This is a genomic window from Pseudomonas sp. CC6-YY-74 (assembly GCF_002025205.1).
GTDB lineage: Bacteria > Pseudomonadota > Gammaproteobacteria > Pseudomonadales > Pseudomonadaceae > Aquipseudomonas > Aquipseudomonas paeninsulae.
Genome location: NZ_CP019947.1, coordinates 2,428,195 through 2,449,118, shown reverse-complemented (window position 1 = coordinate 2,449,118; position 20,924 = coordinate 2,428,195). Strand labels below are relative to the sequence as shown.

General features: G+C 61.0%; 20 protein-coding genes and 1 pseudogene. 17 read left to right on the top strand and 4 right to left on the bottom strand.

What is annotated here, in order from left to right:
• Positions 1-57 precede the first annotated feature (57 nt).
• Complete coding sequence (gene grxD, locus B2D37_RS11235) at positions 58-384, top strand: Grx4 family monothiol glutaredoxin (RefSeq protein ID WP_079202765.1); 327 nt, start codon at positions 58-60, stop codon at positions 382-384.
• Positions 385-533: 149 nt separating this feature from the next.
• On the opposite strand, the gene bfr is transcribed toward grxD, so the two are convergent.
• Together bfr and B2D37_RS11225 are read right to left on the bottom strand one after the other, a co-directional pair.
• Positions 534-1,004: a bacterioferritin gene (gene bfr, locus B2D37_RS11230; RefSeq protein WP_079202764.1), complete on the bottom strand. Its 471-nt coding sequence runs from the start codon at positions 1,002-1,004 to the stop codon at positions 534-536.
• A 197-nt stretch (positions 1,005-1,201) separates the two neighbouring features.
• A complete protein-coding gene (locus B2D37_RS11225) occupies positions 1,202-1,420 on the bottom strand; it encodes a bacterioferritin-associated ferredoxin (RefSeq protein WP_079202763.1) in 219 nt (72 codons plus the stop codon).
• 295 nt (positions 1,421-1,715) lie between these two features.
• Here B2D37_RS11225 and B2D37_RS11220 point away from each other — a divergent pair.
• A pseudogene (locus B2D37_RS11220) lies at positions 1,716-2,317 on the top strand (peroxiredoxin).
• A 100-nt stretch (positions 2,318-2,417) separates the two neighbouring features.
• Here the strand turns inward: B2D37_RS11220 and rnt are convergent.
• Together rnt and pyrC are read right to left on the bottom strand one after the other, a co-directional pair.
• A complete protein-coding gene (gene rnt / locus B2D37_RS11215; RefSeq protein ID WP_079202762.1) occupies positions 2,418-3,095 on the bottom strand; it encodes a ribonuclease T in 678 nt (225 codons plus the stop codon).
• A complete protein-coding gene (gene pyrC, locus B2D37_RS11210; RefSeq protein ID WP_079202761.1) occupies positions 3,092-4,138 on the bottom strand; it encodes a dihydroorotase in 1,047 nt (348 codons plus the stop codon). Before pyrC ends, rnt begins: the two co-directional genes overlap by 4 nt.
• A gap of 238 nt (positions 4,139-4,376) precedes the next feature.
• Between pyrC and B2D37_RS11205 the strand changes: the two genes are divergently transcribed.
• From B2D37_RS11205 to B2D37_RS11135, 15 genes are all read left to right on the top strand, one after another.
• Positions 4,377-5,261: an OmpA family protein gene (locus tag B2D37_RS11205; protein WP_079202760.1), complete on the top strand. Its 885-nt coding sequence runs from the start codon at positions 4,377-4,379 to the stop codon at positions 5,259-5,261.
• Positions 5,262-5,417: 156 nt separating this feature from the next.
• Positions 5,418-6,635, top strand: a complete 1,218-nt coding sequence (locus tag B2D37_RS11200; protein ID WP_079202759.1) for an argininosuccinate synthase — start codon at positions 5,418-5,420, stop codon at positions 6,633-6,635.
• A gap of 136 nt (positions 6,636-6,771) precedes the next feature.
• Complete coding sequence (gene gloA, locus B2D37_RS11195; RefSeq protein ID WP_079202758.1) at positions 6,772-7,164, top strand: lactoylglutathione lyase; 393 nt, start codon at positions 6,772-6,774, stop codon at positions 7,162-7,164.
• Positions 7,165-7,234: 70 nt separating this feature from the next.
• A complete protein-coding gene (locus B2D37_RS23675; protein WP_079202757.1) occupies positions 7,235-7,762 on the top strand; it encodes a GAF domain-containing protein in 528 nt (175 codons plus the stop codon).
• Between the two features lie 176 nt (positions 7,763-7,938).
• A complete protein-coding gene (locus B2D37_RS24170; RefSeq protein WP_079202756.1) occupies positions 7,939-8,022 on the top strand; it encodes a hypothetical protein in 84 nt (27 codons plus the stop codon).
• An 814-nt stretch (positions 8,023-8,836) separates the two neighbouring features.
• Positions 8,837-9,406 (top strand): acyl carrier protein, encoded by a 570-nt coding sequence (locus B2D37_RS11180; RefSeq protein ID WP_079202755.1) that lies wholly within the window; start codon positions 8,837-8,839, stop codon positions 9,404-9,406.
• An 8-nt stretch (positions 9,407-9,414) separates the two neighbouring features.
• Positions 9,415-10,692 (top strand): beta-ketoacyl-[acyl-carrier-protein] synthase family protein, encoded by a 1,278-nt coding sequence (locus B2D37_RS11175; RefSeq protein ID WP_079202754.1) that lies wholly within the window; start codon positions 9,415-9,417, stop codon positions 10,690-10,692.
• Positions 10,689-11,777: a beta-ketoacyl synthase gene (locus tag B2D37_RS11170; RefSeq protein WP_256573177.1), complete on the top strand. Its 1,089-nt coding sequence runs from the start codon at positions 10,689-10,691 to the stop codon at positions 11,775-11,777. Before B2D37_RS11175 ends, B2D37_RS11170 begins: the two co-directional genes overlap by 4 nt.
• On the top strand, positions 11,774-13,069 hold the full coding sequence (locus tag B2D37_RS11165; RefSeq protein WP_079202752.1) for a beta-ketoacyl synthase: 1,296 nt from the start codon (positions 11,774-11,776) through the stop codon (positions 13,067-13,069). The genes B2D37_RS11170 and B2D37_RS11165 overlap by 4 nt, the downstream gene beginning before the upstream one ends.
• The gene (locus B2D37_RS11160) at positions 13,069-14,322 is read left to right on the top strand and encodes a beta-ketoacyl synthase N-terminal-like domain-containing protein (protein ID WP_079202751.1); all 1,254 of its coding nucleotides are present in this window, start codon (positions 13,069-13,071) and stop codon (positions 14,320-14,322) included. The genes B2D37_RS11165 and B2D37_RS11160 overlap by 1 nt, the downstream gene beginning before the upstream one ends.
• Before the next feature lie 23 nt (positions 14,323-14,345).
• Entirely contained in the window at positions 14,346-17,216 is a 2,871-nt protein-coding gene (locus B2D37_RS11155) for an aminotransferase class III-fold pyridoxal phosphate-dependent enzyme (protein WP_079202750.1), read from the top strand.
• A 10-nt stretch (positions 17,217-17,226) separates the two neighbouring features.
• Positions 17,227-17,964 carry a 3-oxoacyl-ACP reductase family protein gene (locus B2D37_RS11150; RefSeq protein WP_079202749.1) on the top strand — a complete coding sequence of 246 codons (738 nt, stop codon included), beginning with the start codon at positions 17,227-17,229 and terminating at the stop codon, positions 17,962-17,964.
• Positions 17,961-18,725 carry an SDR family NAD(P)-dependent oxidoreductase gene (locus tag B2D37_RS11145; RefSeq protein ID WP_079202748.1) on the top strand — a complete coding sequence of 255 codons (765 nt, stop codon included), beginning with the start codon at positions 17,961-17,963 and terminating at the stop codon, positions 18,723-18,725. Before B2D37_RS11150 ends, B2D37_RS11145 begins: the two co-directional genes overlap by 4 nt.
• Before the next feature lie 2 nt (positions 18,726-18,727).
• A complete protein-coding gene (locus B2D37_RS11140) occupies positions 18,728-20,011 on the top strand; it encodes a DUF1302 family protein (protein WP_079202747.1) in 1,284 nt (427 codons plus the stop codon).
• Positions 20,012-20,075: 64 nt separating this feature from the next.
• Positions 20,076-20,912, top strand: coding sequence for an outer membrane lipoprotein-sorting protein (locus tag B2D37_RS11135; protein WP_079202746.1), 837 nt, complete (start codon positions 20,076-20,078; stop codon positions 20,910-20,912).
• Positions 20,913-20,924 lie beyond the last annotated feature (12 nt).

Here is a 20,924-nt window from a genome sequence, read left to right as displayed (position 1 = left end):
TACAATGCCGCCATCGTGCCGACCCGTGAGTCGGGAAGTTAAGTCCAGAGGTGCCCCATGGATATCATCGAAACCATCAAAGAACAGATCGCCAACAACACCGTTCTGTTGTACATGAAAGGCTCGCCGAATGCCCCGCAGTGCGGCTTTTCCTCCAAGTCCGCACAAGCCGTGATGGCCTGTGGTGAAAAATTCGCCTATGTCGACATCCTGCAGAACCCGGAAATTCGCGCCAATCTGCCGAAGTACGCCAACTGGCCGACCTTCCCGCAGCTCTGGGTTGGCGGTGAACTGGTTGGTGGCAGCGACATCGTGACCGAGATGTTCGAGAAGGGTGAGCTGCAGACCCTGATCAAGAGCGCCATGCAAAAAACCGACGCCTGAGTCGGTTTCTTGTGAAGAAACCCCGCTGCGGCGGGGTTTTTTGTGCGTGGAATTTTTCGCCAAGGCCACGGCAAGTCGTTTCATTCTGGCCCTGTGTTTGAATAAAAACGGGAGCCTGAGGCTCCCGTTATCATGCAGCAAGCAGGCGGCTACTCGTCCATCTGCGACTGCAGGTAGTTCTGCAGGCCAACTTTATCGATCAGGCTCAACTGGGTTTCCAGCCAGTCGATATGGTCTTCTTCAGAGCAGATGATTTCTTCCAACAGCTCGCGGCTGGCGTAGTCGCCGGTGCTTTCGCAGTAGGCAATCGCCGCTTTCAGGTCGATGTGGGCCTTGTGCTCGATCTTCAGATCGCATTCGAGCATTTCCTGGGTGTTTTCACCGATCAGGATTTTGCCGAGATCCTGCACATTCGGCAGGCCTTCGAGAAAGAGGATGCGCTTGATCAGCTTGTCCGCATGCTTCATCTCGTCGATGGATTCGTGGTACTCGTGCTCGCCGAGTTTCTTCAGGCCCCAGTCTTCGTACATCCGTGCGTGCAGGAAGTACTGGTTGATGGCGACCAACTCGTTACCGAGGATCTTGTTCAGATGCTGGATGACTTTCTTATCGCCTTTCATGGTCTGAGCTGCCTTGCTGGGAAAGTTGATAGGAAATTTTGGGCCGGGTAATAGCGTCTGTCAAATCTAAGTATTTGAAATTTAGGCAGAAATAAATATTAACAAGAACGATTTTCCTCCGTATCTAGAGCCTAAGCGCTTGAATTGCGGACATAAAAAAACCGGACGCGAGGCCCGGTTGTTTTACATCGTCTGACTCAGGCCGCGACAAAATTCGCTGGATAGGCCAAGGCGACCTGACTGCTCTGCACTTCGCTGAGGGTTTCGCGAACCACTTGCTTGGCTAGGCAGGCACATTTGCCGCATTGGCTGCCGACACCGAGGGTCGTGCGGACATCACGGTAGCTGCAGCAACCTGCAAAGATTGCGTCGCGGATCTGGTTGTCGGTGACACCTTCGCAGAGGCAGACGTACATAAATAAGATTCGTCGCATGGCAGTGGTTGTTGAGTTGGATACTAATGCTAATGAGAATGCTTGTCAAAACTAGATTTCAGCCTGGCGTCCGAAGTCCTGTGCCGCAGACCAGCGGTCGAGGTGGGGTGGGTCAAACGGCCCGGGCCGGCGGTCGGTAAAGCGGTGGGCGAGGCTGAAAATCGCGGTGTATGATGGCCGGCCCTGGTGGTGCGGGCGTTGTCATCATGCTGCCTTCAGGCGGCTTCAAGGTTAAATTGGCTCGCACCTGACCCCCCATGACTCAAGGAGATATTCAATGAGCGTACTCGTCGGTAGAAAGCCCCTTATTTTGATGTGGCTGCGGTACTCGGCAATGGCGAAATCGTCGACAGCTTCAGCCTGTCCTCGGCGATCAAGGGTAAGTACGGCCTGGTGTTCTTCTATCCGCTGGACTTCACCTTCGTTTGCCCATCCGAGCTGATCGCTTTGGATCGCCGCATTCCCGAATTCCGCGAGCGTAACGTCGAAGTGATTGGCGTGTCGATCGACTCGCACTTCACCCACAATGCCTGGCGCAACACCCCGGTAGACAAGGGCGGTATTGGCCCGGTCAGGTACACCCTGGCGGCCGACATCAATCACGCAATCTGCAAGGCCTACGACGTCGAGTCCGAAGACGGCGTGGCCTTCCGGGGCGCGTTCCTGATCGACTTGAATGGCGTTGTGCGTTCGCAGATCGTCAACGACCTGCCGCTGGGCCGCAACATGGACGAGCTGCTGCGTCTGGTCGATGCCCTGCAGTTCACCGAAGAGCATGGCGAAGTGTGCCCGGCCAACTGGATGAAAGGCGACAAAGGCATGACCGCCTCGCCGGAAGGTGTGGCCAAGTATTTGGCCGAGAACGCCGACAGCCTGTAAGGCATTCTGCGTGGCACAAAAAAACCGGCTCGCTGCCGGTTTTTTTGTGGTTTTTCTGTAGGAGTCAGCGAGCTGTCGTCCCACAGATTGAATACAGGCTTCAGTCGTCGAAGTCGTGCCAGCCGCCCATTTCCTTCCAGCGGTTGACGATGCCACAGAACAGCTCGGCGGTTTTTTCGGTGTCGTAGCGTGCCGAGTGGGCTTCGCGGCCATCGAAGTCGATATCGGCGGCCTGGCAGGCTTTGGCCAGTACGGTCTGACCGTAGGCAAGGCCGGCGAGGGTGGCGGTGTCGAAGCTGGAGAAGGGGTGGAAGGGGTTACGCTTCATGTCGCAGCGCGTGACGGCGGCATTGAGGAAACCGAGGTCGAAGCTGCTGTTATGCCCCACCAGGATCGCTCGTTTGCAGCCGTTGGATTTCAGCGACTTGCGCAGGCTACGGAAGATCTCGGTCAGCGCGTGTTCTTCGCTGACGGCCATGCGCAGCGGATGATCGAGCTTGATCCCGGTGAAGTCCAGGGCCGCCTGTTCGATATTGGCGCCGGCGAATGGCTCGACGCGGAAAAACAGGGTGTGCTCGGGGTAGAGGAAGCCGCTTTCATCCATGCCGATGGTGGTGGCGGCGATTTCCAGCAGGGCATCGGTGGCGCAATTGAAGCCGCCGGTTTCCACATCCACCACGACCGGCAGGTAGCCGCGAAAGCGTTCCGCCATCGGATGACGCGAGCCGCTGCCGGCATTAGGGTGATCCAGCTCGGTGTCGAAATGTTCGCCGCTCACGCGTTGTCCTCCAGCAGGCGCCAGCGCAGCTTTTCACCAGCGCGCAGCGGGATTACGGTTTGATCGCCCAGCGGTAATTCGCCAGGTACGACCCAGTCTTGACGAATCAGGGTGATGGTCTCGCTGTTGCGCGGCAGGCCGTAAAAGTCGGGGCCATGCTGGCTGGCGAAGGCTTCGAGTTTGTCCAGGGCATTACGCTGCTCGAACGCCTCGGCATACAGCTCGATGGCGGCATAGGCACTATAGCAACCGGCGCAACCGCAGGCGGCTTCCTTGGCGTGCCGTGCATGTGGCGCCGAGTCGGTACCGAGGAAGAATTTCGGGTTGCCGCTAGTGGCGGCGTCGAGCAGGGCTTCCTGGTGCACGTTGCGCTTGAGAATCGGCAGGCAGTAGAAGTGCGGGCGAATACCGCCAGCCAGCATGTGGTTGCGGTTGTACAGCAGGTGATGGGCGGTGATGGTTGCGCCGACGTTGGCCGATGCGGCATTGACGAACTCGACTGCGTCGCGGGTGGTGATGTGCTCGAACACCACCTTGAGAGTCGGGAAGCGCTCGACCACCCGGCTCAGTTGCTCGGCGATAAAGAATTTTTCGCGGTCGAATACATCGACTTCACTGCGCGTCACTTCGCCGTGTACCAACAGTGGCAGGCCGACTTCGGCCATGACTTCGAGGGTCGGGAAGATCTTGTCGATGCTGGTCACGCCGGAATCGGAGTTGGTGGTGGCGCCGGCCGGGTAGAGTTTGGCGGCATGCACAAAGCCCGAGGCCTTGGCGGCGCGCACATCGGCCGGGCTGCTCAGGTCGGTGAGGTAAAGCACCATCAAGGGCTCGAAACGACTGCCTGCCGGGCGTGCGGCGAGAATCCGCTGGCGGTAGGCATCGGCCTCGCTGGCATTGCGCACCGGCGGTACCAGATTGGGCATGATGATGGCGCGGGCGAAGGTCCGGGCGGCGTCTGCGACTGTGTGTGGCAGCACGGCGCCATCGCGCAGGTGAATATGCCAGTCGTCGGGACGCAGCAAAGTGAGGCGGTCGGTCATGGATGTTTCCAGGCGGGCATAACGTGCCGGGAATGCTACCGGAAAAGCCCTGTCAGGGCACGCCGAAAGCGGCTCGGGTGCGATGAGCTGTCGCGGTTAAAACCAGGTCGAACAACCGTGCAAAGGGAAATCCAGGTGCGCGCGCCGGTTTCGCTGAGCCTGCTGGCTCAATGTAAGCCTCAAGTTTTGCCCGGCGGCACCGATAGTCAGGGGTACGTGGTATTTCCTGGAGTCTTCCGTGCGTTCGTCCTCACTCGCCCTATTGTGCTTGTTGGCCAGTCAGCCAGCGCTAGCCATCACCTTCCAGACCCGTTTGGAAAAGGTCGAGTGGGCGGTTGCGGGTGATCAGTTCGAGTGCCGCCTGAGCCAGCCGATCACCGACTTCGGTGCAGGAATCTTCGTGCGCCGGGCTGGCGAGCAGGCGACCTTTAATCTGCAGGTACCTGAACGCTGGCTGGGCGTCGGTTCGGCAACGCTGCTGGCGGCTGCTGCCCCTTGGCAGCCAGGGCGCGGCGATATCAACCTGGGGGCGGTCAGGGTTGGCGACGGGGAGATGCCTTTCAGTAGCACTCAGGAGCAGGCCAGTCGTCTGCTCACCGGCTTGCTTGAGGGGCGTAGCCCGTTGATCCGCCATCGCACCCGGCAGGCTGGCGATAGCCTTGAAGTGCGCTTGCTGCCGGTCAGGTTTCGCAAGGCCTACAACGATTACCTGGCGTGTACGGCCAAGCTGTTGCCGGTCAATTTCGAACAAATCCGCCAATCCCATGTCGGCTTCCCAGGCGGGGGCGTGGACTTGGCGCCGCAGGCCAAGGCCAAGCTGGACATCATTCTGAGTTATCTCAAGGCCGACCCCAGCGTCAATCGTATCCAGCTCGACGGCCATGCCGATAACAGCGGCAATCGCTTGACCAATCGTGATCTGTCGCGGCGACGCGCCCTGGCGGTGATGGAGTATCTGCAAGCCAATGGCGTGTCGGTCGAGCAGATCACCTTGCGCTTTCATGGCGAGCGTTACCCGCTGGCGCCGAATAACAGCGAGGCCAATCGGGCGAAGAATCGCCGGGTAACCATGGGGTTGGCCCGGGTTGCCGAGGCGGATGAAACGCCTGAAACCCCACTGTAGCGCTACCTGCAGCGGCGCTCTCAATCGCTGCGAGTGGGGCGGGCCGACTGCCGGCTGTGCCGCTTCGTCGTCACAGACTGTCGCAGTGCTGTAAATCATCTTGCGTGACCAGTAGAATCACGGGTTTTCCCGAACAACCCCGTGGAGTTGATTGGCATGGCCGACGTAAACAAGGTAGTCCTGGCATATTCCGGTGGCCTGGACACTTCCGTGATCCTCAAGTGGCTGCAAGACACCTATAACTGCGAAGTGGTGACCTTCACCGCCGACCTCGGCCAGGGCGAGGAAGTTGAGCCGGCACGCGCCAAGGCCAAGGCCATGGGCGTCAAGGAAATCTACATCGACGACTTGCGCGAAGAATTCGTCCGCGACTTCGTCTACCCGATGTTCCGCGCCAACACCGTCTACGAAGGCGAGTACCTGCTGGGCACCTCCATCGCCCGTCCGCTGATCGCCAAGCGCCTGATCGAGATCGCCAACGAGACCGGCGCCGACGCCATCTCTCATGGCGCCACCGGCAAGGGCAACGACCAGGTACGTTTCGAACTGGGCGCCTATGCGCTCAAGCCAGGTGTGAAAGTCATCGCCCCGTGGCGTGAGTGGGATCTGCTGTCGCGCGAGAAGCTGATGGACTACGCCGCCAAGCACGAAATCCCGATCGAGCGCCACGGCAAGAAGAAGTCGCCGTACTCCATGGATGCCAACCTGCTGCACATCTCCTATGAAGGCGGCGTGCTGGAAGACACCTGGACCGAGCATGAAGAAGACATGTGGAAGTGGACGGTGTCCCCTGAAGCGGCGCCGGACACCGCGACCTATATCGAGCTGACCTACCGCGCCGGTGACATTGTCGCCATCGACGGCAAGGAGCTGAGCCCGGCTACCGTATTGGCCGAGCTGAACCGCATCGGCGGCGAGAACGGCATCGGCCGTCTGGACATCGTCGAAAACCGCTATGTCGGCATGAAGTCGCGCGGCTGCTACGAGACCCCCGGCGGCACTATCATGCTCAAGGGCCACCGCGCCATCGAGTCGATCACCCTGGATCGCGAAGTCGCGCACCTGAAAGACGAGCTGATGCCCAAGTACGCCAGCCTTATCTACAACGGCTTCTGGTGGAGCCCTGAGCGTCTGATGCTGCAACAGATGATCGACGCTTCCCAGGCCAACGTGAACGGCGTGGTGCGCATGAAGCTGTACAAGGGCAACGTGATCATCACCGGGCGCAAGTCCGACGATTCGCTGTTCGATGCCAATATCGCCACCTTCGAAGAAGACGGCGGCGCGTACAACCAGGCCGATGCCGGTGGCTTTATCAAGCTCAACGCCCTGCGCATGCGCATCGCGGCGGGCAAGGGGCGTAAGCTGCTCTGATACCGTGAGCGGTGTATCTGCTCGTGAGTGATCGCGAGCAAGCTCGCTCTCGCAAAGCGCTCGCCAACCCCGGCCACTGGCCGGGGTTGTGCTTTCTACAGACCGTTACCAACGGCCAGGAATGAGGAGAAACCTGATGAGACTGCTGCATACCATGCTGCGAGTCGGCGATCTGGATAAATCCATCGCCTTCTATACCGACGTGCTGGGCATGACCCTGTTACGGCGCAAGGACTATCCGGACGGCCAGTTCACCCTGGCCTTCGTCGGCTACGGTGACGAGGCGCACAACAGTGTGATCGAGCTGACCCATAACTGGGGTGTCGACAGCTACGAGCTGGGCAGCGGCTATGGCCACATCGCCCTGGAAGTGGCGGACGTGTACAAGGCCTGTGACGACATCCGTGGCCGTGGCGGCAGGATCACCCGCGAGCCGGGACCGATGAAGCACGGCAGCAGCATCCTGGCCTTCGTCGAAGACCCGGATGGCTACAAGATCGAGCTGTTGTCGCCGCGGCGTGCAGACTGATAACTGCTATTGCGTATAAGAAAAGGCTTACATATTTCATAGCTATATAGCTCGTCAGACAGGGTGTTCCATGACGAGCGAGAACTATGCACGGAGGCTGATCCAGTCCGTGCAGGAGCTGTCCTTGGCAAGGCACCTGGATGCTATTGCGCCCGTGGTTCGCCATGCGGCGCGTGAACTGGTCGGGGGCCTGGGGCGCCATCAGCCCCTTGTGGAGGGCCAGCGTTTCGCCCTGCAGGCCTGCATCAGCGGCTGGAGCATGCTCAACCGTCAGGCCGCGGTCATCGAAGACATCTATTTGGACCCACGCATCCCCCATGCGGCTTATCGGCCAACCCTCGTCAAGAGCCTGGTTATGGTGCCTATCCGCGCTCCGGAACCCATAGGGGCTATTGGCGCCTACTGGGCCAGGCAGCATAGGGCCAGTGCGGCCGAGGTCGAGATGCTGCAGGCCCTGGCCGACTCCACCTCGGCCGCCCTGGAGAATATCCAGGTGTATGCCGAGCTGGAGCGCCGAGTTGAGGAGCGCACGGCGCAACTGGCCAAGGCCAGCCAGCGCCTGCATGTGGAGATCGCCGAACGTGAGCGCGCCGAGTAGGCCGTGCGCCAGCTCTTCCTGATCGACGAGCTGACCGCGGGCTGTATAACCGCCGCAGGCTTCCTGCTATTGGCCGAACGCGAGATGCAGGCAGCATGGCTTAGTCAGCGGCTAAGCCTGCTGCTGTATGCCGATCTGGATTACCTGACGGCCTTGGCCATGATGGCGGTGATCGCATGCTGGTCGATGCGGCGCAGGGGCTCAAGGGCGTGTTTCGCTCCGGCGATGTGGTGGCGCGCTGGGCGGCGACGAGCTTGTAGTGTTGGCTTGCCATTCCAACAGCAGCGAACAGCTGTTGCAGTGCCTGAATCAGGCGTTGATGAGTTCCGTCGCCGCAGTGTCCGGCCGTTGCCACTGAGTGTCGGCATCGCCGAGTCCTCCTTGCAGGTGGGTGAGGGGTTGCAGCACTAGCTGACCCAAGCCGATGTGGCCATGTATACCGACCAAAGTGCGCGACGTTAATTCCAGGCGACGAGTTGAAAGAACGGTATAGCAATACAGGGCGGAAGTTTGCGTAGCACAGTTATAAGTCAGTTAACGTGTTGCGCTGAAATAGGAGTGGTGATCCGGGCTCATTCAAGCAATAGAGATGACTGACCAACTAACTGGGGGGCTTCCTGATGCCGGCTGAGCTGGGCTATATATCAATTTAGCTATTATAGTTCCTTTTCTTAGTACGACCAGTCGGTCATGGTGCGCTGCTTTGGTGCGCCAGCGAAGTATTTGACTGTTTAAGTAAAGCGGGAGGGATTCGCGCTGTGCGCTGGAGTGTGATCTGGTTAGCAAATCCTTTACTGACAACGAGTTACGAATATTACATGTTGTCCTACAATCGCGCGTTGAGCCGTTTGTTAGTTGTTGCTTAAGGCCTGTTCTAGAGCGGCTGTATTTCGATAAGGTGGGGTGTTAACAAGCAAGTCCTGGTTTTTTTGTATATGACGTTTTCGATAAATCGAGAATGCCGTATTGACTCTGCCCTAAGGGGGAGAGTTTAGATTTGCCGTCCGCAGCGAGGCAGAGATTGCACGGCTGCGAAACGACGAAGTCCAGCAAAAAACAAACAAGGAGTTGCACATGAATAACCCCGTCGAACTGGATGTTGTTATCGCCAGTGCCCGTGAAATACTCGCGCAACTATTGGTGATCGACACAGCTGATATTGCACCTGACAGTAGCCTGATCGAAGACCTCTCCGCAGACTCTCTGGATATCGTCGACCTGAGCTTCCAGCTTGGGCGGATGTATGGCTGCACCTTGCCGAAAACCACTGTGCTGGACCACGCGGTGACCGTATGCGGAGATCTGGACGCCTTCGTCTTTGAGGGTGGGCTGACCGAAACCGGCAAGGCGCTGCTGGAAAATAGCCTTAGCGCCTATACGCCTAACCAGCTGCGGGTCGGTATGAAGCCTGTGGATGTGTTCGCCGTTACTACGGTACGCAATTGGGCTGAGCAGTGCCGCGGCGTGTTCAATTACCTGCCAGCGGTTTGCCCCGAATGCGCTGGCGAGCATGCCAAGTTGAATGAGCGCCAGCAGGTGGTTTGTTCGTCTTGCAGTGCCCGGGTGACACCGCTCGACGGCGATGAAATCTCCCAGGTTCTGGTGGGAAAATTTGTCGCGACCCATCTGTCGACAGTCGCCTAGGGGACGGTATGCGGGCGCACGAAGTCTTTGTCACCGGCTACGGCCTGGTGGCACCCACAGTATTGGATGCGCAAAGTCTGTTTCAGCAGATATGCGAGAAGCGTTCTTGTGTGCGTGAACATCCACTATTTGTCGAACTCGGCTTTCCCAATGCTGCGGCCGGTTTTATTGATGACCAGCAATGGCAACAGCTGCGCGACGGCTTCGCCGGCGATCCGAGTGGCCAGCCACGCCAGACGGTGCTGGCCGAGTACGTAGCCAAGCAGGCCTTGCAGCATGCCGGCTTGCAGCCCGACGCCTTCAGCCAGGCCGCCAGCGGTTTGTTCCTTGGGGCGAACAAGTACTGCGCAAACAGCCAGGATCTCGATCTGGCCAGTCTGTGTCTGGATGAACACGGCCGTCTCGATCTGGATCGTTATCTGCAGCGTCAGGTCAGGGTTGAGCATCCCTTCGCGCGTCGTGTCGATCAGCAGACCTTTCATCTGGCCAAGTGGCTGGGCATCCGCGATCACATTTCCACCCATTCGGATGCCTGCGCCGCCGGTACCGTGGCAATTGGCAGTGCCTATCGGGCGATTGAGCGCGGTGAGATTGACCTGGCCATCTGTGGCGCGGTCGAGCTGATGGCCAACGAGTTGCCCTATTACATGTTCAACAGCCTGGGTGCTCTGTGTCAGAAGGCCGATCTGGCGGCCGAGCAGCAGAGCCGACCCTTTATGCGCGATCGCAGCGGCTTCGTGCTGAGCGAAGGGGCTGCTCTGATCATCCTTGAATCGAAACAGCATGCCGAGCGGCGCAACGCCAAACCCTTGGGCCGCGTGCTTGGTTATGCCAACTTTTGCGAGTCGGAGAAAATGACTTCAAGCAGCCGTGACGGCAGCAAGTATGAACACTGCATGGAAGCTGCCATCGAAGACGCTGGTTTGCTGCGCTGTGCTGTGCAGCACGTGAACACCCACGGTACCTCGACACAGGTCAATGACAGTTGCGAGGCCCACGCGCTGAAGCGCTTGTTCGGCGATCTGTTGGACGGCATGACATTAAGTGCCAACAAGTCAGCCCTTGGTCACTCCCTAGCAGGAAGCGGCGCCATTGAGGCGGTGCTGTCGCTGATCAGCCTGCGCGATGGGGTGTTGCTGCCGACCCTGAACTACGACGTGCAGGGGGCGGAGTTTCCCGAGTTGCGCTTCCTGAGCGAGCCGCTCAAACAGTCGATCAATATCGTGTTGTCCAACTCGTTCGGCTTCGGGGGCGTGAACAGCTCCATCGTATTGGGGAGGGCATGAGCATGATTGTCCAACCCACGCGTCCGGTTTATCTGGTCGATATCGCACTGCTCAATGCGGCAGGTAGCGCGCCGAGCGATCTGTATGGCGTGGCCCAACCGGCGCAACCTGTGCCTTTCAAGCTGGATCGACTGGCGCGTCCGGTTGTTGCGCCACACCTGGCCACCGACCTGTTTGACCGCAAGATTCAGCGCAGTGTCGAGTCTCAGGGGCTGCGCTTGCTGCACTGCGCCGCACGCCTGGTGCCAGCGCTGCAGGCCTTGCAGCTGCCCGCGGAGCGGGTCGCTCTTACCGCGGCGATTCCCGAAGTCGATGCGCCGAGCCCGTGCTGGGATGCGGTCGAAGCCATTCGCCAGCAGCCGGACAAACTGCTCGGCCAGCTGTTTGCCAACACGCCGCCGCTGCATGCGTTAACCCTGCTAAACAGCAGTGTGATGGCTTATGTCGCCGAGGGCCTGCGCTGCAATGGTCCGATGGGCGGTTACTGCTCACAGGGCAATGCCGGGGTCGACGCCTTGATCGAGGCCGTGGCAATGCTTGCCGAGGCGCGCGCGGACGCGGCTCTGGTGGTCAGCAGCAGCCCGAACATCACGCCGGCCCTGTACCTGCGTGAAGGCACCTCCTACCCCACTGGCAGCGACGCCGACATCTATGGCGAGGGTGCGGCGGCATTGCTGTTGGCCACTGCTCCTCAGGCCAGCTCGCCATTGCGCGTGCGGGTTGCCGGTTCGGGCCGGGGTTACAGCGCCAGCGCGGAACGGGCCATGCCGTTGGCCGAACGGGTACTGCAGCAGGCCTTAAACGCTGAGCGGGTCCAGCTGAACGATATCGAGCAGATAGTTGCTGACGAGCACGACCCGGTTCTCTCTGAGCTGTTCACGCACAACGCTGCGCCGCGTAGCAGTCGCGGCCTGACCGGCGATCTCGGGGCCAGTGCGTTGTTGACCGATATTGCCTATGCGCTCGGCGATCCACGCCATGCAGACGAGCCTCGTTCTCGTTATGTCTTGCTGATGACGCGCAGCCGCGCGGGGCACTGCGGCGCGCTATTGCTGGAAGTCGCGAAGATGGAGAAGGGCGCATGAGTGCGAAACGAGTAGTGATCACCGGTATGGGCGCGGTGACCGGTTTTGGTTTCCAGTGGCAGCAGATGTGGTCGCAGATGCTGGCCGGCGCGCATTGCATTCGCCCTTGGCAGCCGGATGAGATAACCGATGGCAGTTTCCCGGTACGCTATGCCGCGGCCGTGGACATGTCCCTGTTGCCGGCGCATTTGCAGGAGCATCCAGCCTGGCACCTGCCGCTGGAAAAACGCAGCCGTTACGGTTGGGTCGCGGCCACTCAGGCGATCAACGACAGTGGGCTGCAGCCGGAGCAACTGCGTGAAGCGGCGGTGCTCTGCGCTTCCGGTGCGCCGCAGCACGTGCTGGCGGATATGCAGCTGGCTCTGCCGCAAGATGCGCGCGAAGGGGCCGACTGGCGGCACCTGATGCAGCGTGCCACCGAGGTGGATGAGCAGGGCTCGCTGCGCCAGAGCAACGACCGCCTGGCCCAGGTCATCGCCGATGAGCTGGGGTGTGAGGGGCCGGTGATCAATATCAGCAGCGCCTGCGCGGGCGCGGCCCAGGCCATCGGCAATGCGTTCCAGATGATTCGCCGCGGTGAAATCGAGATCGCCCTGGCCGGTGGCGCCGACTCGGTGCTCAACCTGGACACCATGGGCGCGCTCTACTTGCTTGGTGCCGCCAGCAGCGAACAGCGCTGGGGCAACGACCTGTGCCGACCCTTCGATCGTGATCGCAGCGGCCTGGTGGCTGGTGAAGGGGGCGGTTTCATCGTGCTTGAGACCCTCGAGCGAGCACTGGCGCGCGGGGCAACGCCCTACGCGGAAATCATCGGCTTCGGCAGCAGCCTCGACGCCTACAAGGTTACCGCTCCAGACCCGCAGGGGCGTGGCGCCGTGTTCGCCATGCAGGCCGCGTTGCGTGACGCCGGGGTAGAGCCTGAGCAGGTGGATATGGTCAACGCTCACGGCACCTCCACACCGCTTAACGATGCGACCGAAACCCTGGCGATCAAGAAGGTGTTTGCGCGCGGTGAGCACTATCGCCAGTTGGCGGTCAGCGCCAATAAGTCGCAGTTCGGGCATCTGATCGCCGCGGCCGCTGCTCCGGAAATCATGCTCACGGCCCTGGCTTGTCGTGAGGATCGGATCACCCCTACGGTCAACCTGCATAACCCCGACAGTGGATGCGATCTGCAGTATTGCGCTGAGCAGGCGGTCTATCGTCGGGTTGATGTGGCGTTGAGTAACTCATTTGGCTTCGGTGGTCTGAACACCTCGCTGGTCGTGCGCAAATACCGGGAGGTGCAGTGATGCGTGCGGATAATTCGATCAGTATCGCCGGCGCAGGTTGCGTGCTGCCCAGCGGCTTGGGCGTCGATGCGCTCTGGCAGGCCGCACGCGAGGCGCGTAGTGCTATCGGCCCATTACGCTCGGAACATTTCCATAGCCAGCGCGTGGTCGCCTTTGGTCATGTCGCCGAGGAGGTTCACCAGCTCTGTCGCCAGGAGGTGGCGGCTAACCTGCAACGCTATTGCCCGCCGTCCGTGATCTGGGGCGTCAGCGCGGTGCGTCAGGCACTGGAGGAAGCAGGGCTGGAGCCGCGCAAGGATCGTTTGCGCTATGGCCTCTACTGTTGCCAGGGCGGCTATACCCATCCCTCGCTCGATTCCTATGCCGAGTTGCTGCATGAGTGCAACGGCAACAATGGCTTGGATATCTGTCGGTTGGCGCGGCGGGTTCTGCAGGAGCGGGCGCTGGACCCGTTTCTGGTGCTCAAGAGCCTGAGTAACGGCTTGCTCGGCATCGTCAGCCTGGTCAATAAGTTCGAATGCGAGTGCAACGCCTATATGCAGGGGGTTGCCGGCAATCTGGCGGCGTTGCAGGAAGCCACTGCGGCCTTGCAAAGCTACCGTATCGATGTGGCCGTGGTGGTCGGCGCGGGGAGCGAGCTGGATGGCTTGGCGCTATCGGCCCTGGCTCAGGCGGGCGTGATCAGCGCCACCGGTAGCAGCGCGTTCCGGCCGTTCGACCAAGAGGGCAGCGGCGGCATCGCCGGCGAGGGGGCCGCAGCGTTGGTGTTACGCCGTAGCGAAGACCTCTGGGCAGCGCCACAGATCTGCCTGACCGGGCTGTCGGCGCATGCCGCGCTTGGCGAGCTGCAGCTGCCCGACAAACCTATCGATCTGCTGCTGTGCGGCGCGACGGCGAAACCGGAGCAGGATCGTCAAATCAGCGCGATCGTTGCCGGCGTGCAAGCTACGCATGTCTCCAGCAGTCAGCCGCTCACCGGCATTCTCAGCGCCGCGCCCAGCCTGGTGGATCTGATTCTGGCGCGCAGCGCGCTACAGGCGCAGTGCGTGCCGCCGGTCGCCGGTCTGCGCCAGCCGGTCTGCGCCGACCTGCCTTTCGTCATGGGCGAAAGCCTGGCGGCGCACCTGCAGCGCTGCGCCATCGTCAACCGCGACGACAACGGTTTCAGCGCCTGCTACCAGCTCGAGCAGCGCGATGCGCGAGCCCTGGACGCGGCCTCAGTAAAATTTTCTCAAACGACCCTGCAATCTTGATGCATGCAAAGGATGTGGCACTCATGGATTACCGTGATTACGTAAGACCTAAATACGTTGAGTTGATGCAGGCCCTCGGCCTGGAGAAAGAGTTCCACCGGGCCCGTGGCAGCAAGCTGTACTACCGCGACGCGCAAGACGCTGAGGTAGCCGTGACGGATTTTCTCGGCGGCTATGGCGCCGCCTTGTTCGGCCACAACGACCCAGAGTTCGTCGAGGCGGTCTGCGCCATGCTGCGTGCGGATGTGCCGTTTAACGCGCAGATGTCGGTGCGCAGCGCCGCCGGTGAACTGGGGCGGCAACTGAGCGATGCGTTGAATGGCGAACTGAAGAATAGCGAACGCTATATTTCGACCTTCTCCAATAGCGGCGCCGAGTCGGTGGAAATTGCCGTCAAGCACGCTGAGTATCGCCGGCAGAAGAGCCTGCAGCAGCAGTTCGACGAGGTTGATTTCGCCCTGGCGCAGCTACTGACGAGCGACAAGGCCTATGTCGAACTGGATATCGACGAGCTGGACCTGCCGGCGGGCCTGCTGCCGAGCAACCTGACTTACGGTACCTTGCGCCAGCTGGTGGACGCGCTGCGCCAGCACAACCTGGCCCTGTTGCACAGCGCACCGGTGTTTATCGCCATGCGCCGCAGCTTCCACGGCAAGCTGGTCAACTCGGTGCAACTGACCCATGGCCGGCAATATCGGCAACCTTTCGCGCGCTTCGGTTTGCAGGTGGAGTTTCTCGATCCGCAGCAGCCGGCGCAGTTGCAAGAGCTGCAAGCGCGCTACCGCCGCGATTGGCTGAGCCTGGAGTGGCAGGGCGAGAGCGTGCACCTGCGTCGCCGCTGGTTCAGCGCCATCACCGGCCTGCTGCTCGAGCCGATTCAGGGCGAGGGCGGTATCCATGAATTCTCTGCCGACTTCTATCTGGCGGTTCGGCGCTTCTGCAACGAGCAACAATGCCCGCTGATCATCGACGAGGTGCAGTCGGGCTTCGGTCGCGTCGGCACCTTGTTGGCCAGCAGCCAGTTCAAGTTGCAGGGCGATTACTACTGCCTGTCCAAGGCGCTGGGTGGCAGCCTGACCAAGATTGCCGTGACCCTGATCCGCGCCAGCCATTACGACCCCGATTTCAGCTATATCCACAGTTCCACCTTCGCCGAAGACGATGTGTCCTGCCGAGTAGCCTCGCTGGCACTCCAGCGCTTGCTGGCCGAAGACGGCGCGATGCTCAAGGACGTGCAAAAGAAAGGTGCGTACCTCAAAGCTTCGCTGGTCGAGTTGCAGCAGGCCTATCCTGATGTGATCGCCGATGTGCGTGGCCGCGGCTTGCTGCTCGGGGTCGAGCTGCACGACCTGACCGGCAGCAGTTCGCTGGTGCAGGCCTCAGCGCAATACAACGACGCGCTGGGCTACATCATCGCCGGTTATCTGTTGCAGCACGAAAAGCTGCGGGTGGCGCCGTCTGGCAGCAATGCCAACGTGATTCGCCTGGAGCCGCCGGCGTGCATCACCTTAAGCGAAATCGACGGCCTGATAGCGTCCCTGCAGAAAGTCTGCGAGATGCTTCGTCGCCGTGATGCCTTCCCCCTGGTAGCCGGTGTATGCGCCGACCTGATTCCCGAGGTTGGCGTGCGTGAGGAAAGCTTCCAGGCGCCAGCCAGTGGCGCAAAGCCTGAAGCGGCTGTGCCGGTGGTCGCGCGGGTCGCGTTTATCAATCACCTGATCGATGCCGACATGTTCAGCGATGTCGACCCGTCCTTGGCCGCCCTGAGCGCCGAGCAGAAGCGGGTGTTTATCCAGCGCATGGCCCCCGAGCGACGCTCGGCCCCCATCGGCCCGGTACTGATTCGTTCGCGTCTGGGCACGGCGGTGGAGTTCACCCTGTACCCGCTGTGCATGGATTCCAACGCCATGGCCGATTACATCGCCAGTGGCGACTTGGCCACCATTCGTGAGGAGATCACCACTCGCATCCGCGATGCACGGGCTGACGGCTACAGCGTTGCCGGCCTGGGCATGTATACCTCGATAGTCACCAATAACTGCCAGGCCCTGGCGGTGCCGGATATGGCACTGACCTCGGGCAATGCTCTGACTATCGGCATGGGCCTGGAAGCCATCGAGCAGGGCTGCGTCAAGCAGGGCCTCGATATGGGCCAGGAAACCGCGGCCGTGATCGGCGCGGCCGGCAATATCGCCTCCACCTACGCTTCGCTGCTCTCGGAGAAGGTCGATCACCTGATCCTGATTGGCAGTGGTCGTGATGGTTCGACCCGGCGCCTGGAGAAGACCGCTCAGTTGGTCTACCGAGATGCCGCCAGGGCTATCCGCAACGGCAACCTGGCACAGGATCGGCTGGCTACACGCTTGCAGCAGTTGCCAGGCGTTGCCGAGTTGCTTGAACAGCATGGCGACAGCAGCGATCTGGGCCAGCGCTTGTTCCGCCATGTTGCCGAGCAGGCCGGGGAGAATGCCTTCATCACCATCAGCAATGACCTGCAAGTGCTCAAACGGGCGCGCATCGTGCTTTGCGCGGCGAATGCGCCGGAGGCATTCCTGGGCGCCGAAAATTTCGCCGAAAACAGCGTGATCTGCGACATCGCGGTGCCGCTCAACGTCGACCAGGCCCTGCCTGAACAGCGTGCCGACGTGCTCTATATGCATGGTGGCATCGTGCAGACGCCGATGGGCGATGGCCTGGCGCCGAACGTGCGGGCCTACCTGAAGGAAGATCAGCTGTATGCCTGCATGGCCGAGTCGGTGCTCATGGGCCTGTCGGGGATGAAGCAGCATTACTCCTACGGCGATATCAGTCGCGAACAGGTGCAGCAGATCCGCGCCATAGCCGCGATACACGGCTTCGGCCTGGCCCAGTTCAAAACCGCGAATTCGCTCTGAGGAGACCGCCATGCACGACAAAGTAGCAGTGGTCACGGGCGGCAGCCGTGGGATTGGCAGGGCCATCGTCAAGGCGCTGGCTGGTGCGGGTTATGCGGTTGCCTTCAACTATGTGCGCGATGAGGTGGCAGCCGCGGCCTTGCGCGAAGAAATCGAGCAGCAGGGTGGCCAGTGCCTGGCCCTGCAGTGCGATATCAGTGCGCCGCAGAGCATCGTGGCCTTCTTCGAGCAGGTCGAAGGAGCGTTCGGCCGTATCGACCTGCTGGTCAATAACGCGGGGGTCACCCGTGATGGTCTGCTGGCCACCCTGTCGCTGGAGGACATCACCCAGGTCATCCAGACCAACCTGATTGGCACCCTGCTGTGCTGTCAGCAGGTGGTGCCTTGCATGATGCGCCAGCGCAGCGGTTGCATCGTCAATATCAGCTCGGTGGCGGCGCAGAAACCGGGTAAGGGCCAGAGCAACTATGCGGCGGCCAAGGGTGGCGTCGAAGCGCTCACCCGGGCGCTGGCCGTCGAGCTGGCACCGCGCAATATCCGGGTCAACGCGGTGGCGCCCGGCATCGTCAAGACCGAGATGAGCAAGGCGCTGATCGGCAGTCTGGAGCAGGACATTCAATCCCGGCTGCTGATCAAGCGTTACGCCGAGCCCGAAGAGATAGCTGAGGCGGTGCTGTTTATCGCCGAGCGTGCCCACTACCTGACCGGCGAAGTGTTGCCGGTCAACGGCGGATTGAAAATGCCATGAGCCAGCAACGTACCATTCTTATTACCGGTGCCGCCAAAGGCATTGGTCGCGCCGTCGCGCAGAGCTTCGCCGGCGATCCCGGCAACCGCTTGGTGCTGCTGGACCTCGACCTGGTCGAGTTGCAAGCTTGGGTGGCGGATCATCAGGCCAAGGCCAGCATCGAAACCCATGGCGCGGATATCTCCGACCTGGCGGGGCTGCGCAGCCTGTTCGGCGAGCTGGCCAAGCAGCTTGGCTATATCGATGTGCTGGTCAACAGCGCGGGTATCTGCAACGAGAACGAGCCGGAAGACCTGGACAACTGGCACAAGGTGATAGGGGTCAACCTGCATGGCACCTTCTATGTCACTTCCCTGTGTATCCCGCTGTTATCGAAGCAGGGGCGGATCATCAATATCGCCTCGATCCTCGGCCGTGCCGGCAAGGTGCGCAACACCGCCTATTGCGCCTCCAAGCACGCCATCGTCGGCATGACCAAGGCCTTGGCGCTGGATCTGGCGCCGCGTCAGATCACGGTCAACGCGATATTGCCGGCCTGGGTCGACACCCCCATGTTGCAGCATGAGCTGGCCGTGCAGGCCGGTATTGCCGGGCTCAGCCAGGAGCAGATAGTGCGCAGCGCCAAACGCAAGTTGCCCCTGCGGCGCTTTATCGAGAGCGAGGAGGTGGCCGCGCTGGTGCGTTACCTGGCCAGTCCGGAGGCTGGCGCTATCACCGCCCAGAGTCTGGTGGTCGATGGCGGTGTCGGGTTGGGGATGTAGCCATGCCGAGTCGATTATTCAGTCCTGGCCTGTGCGCCGGATTGGCCTTCTTGGCTGTCGATGCCGCTTACGCCGACCTCCGCCCCGCCTATTGGGATGCGGAGGTGGGCGTGGCCAGCGCCGTGCGTCTGCACGGCGATGACCGGGTTACGCAGAAGGCGCTGTATTTCAAGGCCAATCTGGAGGACAGCTGGGACAGCGGTTACTACAAGGCCAGAGGGCGGGTGCGTTATGACGCCCGCTATGAGGGTAACCATCCCTACAGCGATGAGGCGCGGGATGACTACCGCAGCAGTGCCGATTGGCGGCACCTGTACTGGGGGCATTACCTCGGCGACGGCGAGCTGACCGTCGGTTGGCAGCAGGTGGTCTGGGGCCGTGCCGATGAACTGCGGGTGCTCGATCAGATCAACCCGCTGGACTACCGCGAAGGGGTGACCGCGCTGCTCGAGGACAGCCGTATCGCGCTGCCCATGGTGCGGTTTACCCGGCCGCTGGGTGAATGGGAGTTGGAAGGGCTGTGGATTACCGACTTCGAAGAGAACCGCGCGCCGGCGCAAGGCAGCGAGTTCGACTCGCTGATATTCGCCAAGCCGGACCCGGACTACTTCGTGGTCGACTCGCGGCCCGATTACGCCGGCGATGACGGTTTTTCCTATGGGCTGAGCGCCAACGGCCGCATGGGGGAGGTGGACGTCAGCATGGTCGCCCTCAATGCCCGTCAGCAGGACCCGGTGTATGCCGTCGAAGGCCTGGCTGACGATGGCCGCTTGCGCCTCGAGCGCCAGTATCCACGCTACACCATGGGCGGTGCCGGCCTGGCAGTGGATGCCGGATACAGCATAGTGGTGCGCAGCGAGCTGGCCTATTTCGATGATTGGCGGGTGACCAACCCGACCCGCAGCCAGGGCGCCGATGAAACCCGGATGGTCAAGGCGCTGCTCGGCGTCGACTACCTGTTTCGCGACTGGATGGTCTCGCTGCAGTGGCAGGAGCAGCAGCTGCTCGACTGGCAGGCGGGCATGCTGCAGGACAGGCGCGACCACCTGTTTACCCTGTCCGCCGAGGGCAGCCACGACCAGGATCGCTTGAAGAGCCGCCTGGTGCTGGCGTTTTCCCCACCGCTGCGCGACGACGCCTTGCTGCAAGGCATCTTCACCTACAAACCGGTGGACTGGCTGAAGCTGGGCCTCGAAGTGGACCTGTTCTTCGGCAAGGACGATCGCGTGTTCGGCACCTATGACCAGCGTGACCAGCTGCGTTTATCCGCCGGTTACCTGTTTTGAACCTGAAGGCCGGCCGCCCTGCGCCGGCCTTCATCCACCCTGCATCGCGCACAAGGAGATGTATATGTTGAGGATATTCAAAGGCCTGACGGCCGCCGTGGTGATACTGGCTGGGGGGGCGGCAAGTGCCGCCGAAAGCCTCAGTGCCGACGAGATCATTCGACTGACCCGGGACCGCAATGACGGCAGTAGTTTTCTGTCCGAAGTGTCCTTGATCCTGCACGACAAGAAGGGCAATACCCGGGTCAGGGATTTCACCTATCTGCAGAAGGATTACGCCGATAGCGACAAATTCAGCATGTTCTTTACCACCCCGAACGATGTGCGCGGGGTGGCTTTCCATATTGAAAACCCCCATGAAGTGCAAGGTAGTGAAGACAGCCAGTGGATGTATCTGCCGGTGAGTCGCCAGACCCGACGCATTTCCACCACCGACAAGCGCGGCTCCTTTATGGGCAGTGACTACTCCTATGCCGACCTGGACAAGATCCGGGTCAAGGATTATCTGCAGACCCTGGTCGGCGAAGAGCAGGTGCTCGGCCGCGACTGCTACGTGCTGGAGCGCGTGCCGGCTTCGCCTGAGGTGCTGACCAAGTCCGGTTACAACAAGCTCAAGGTGTGGATCGACAAGCAGAACTTCCTGGTGATGCAGCAGGACTTCTTCGACGTGAAGGGCGTGCGTATCAAGCAGATGCGCACCAAGGAAGTTGCGACCGTGGGCCAGGTCGACAGCATCATGCTCAGCGAAACCGAACACCTGATCGACGGTACCCGTTCGGAAATGCGCTTCAAACAGCTGCAATACAACATGGAACTGGACGACCGCCTGTTCACCCACACGGCAATCCGTCGTGGCCTGAAGTCCGGCGATGTACCCAAATTCGCAGTTTCCTCCCTGTAAGTTCCGGTAAAG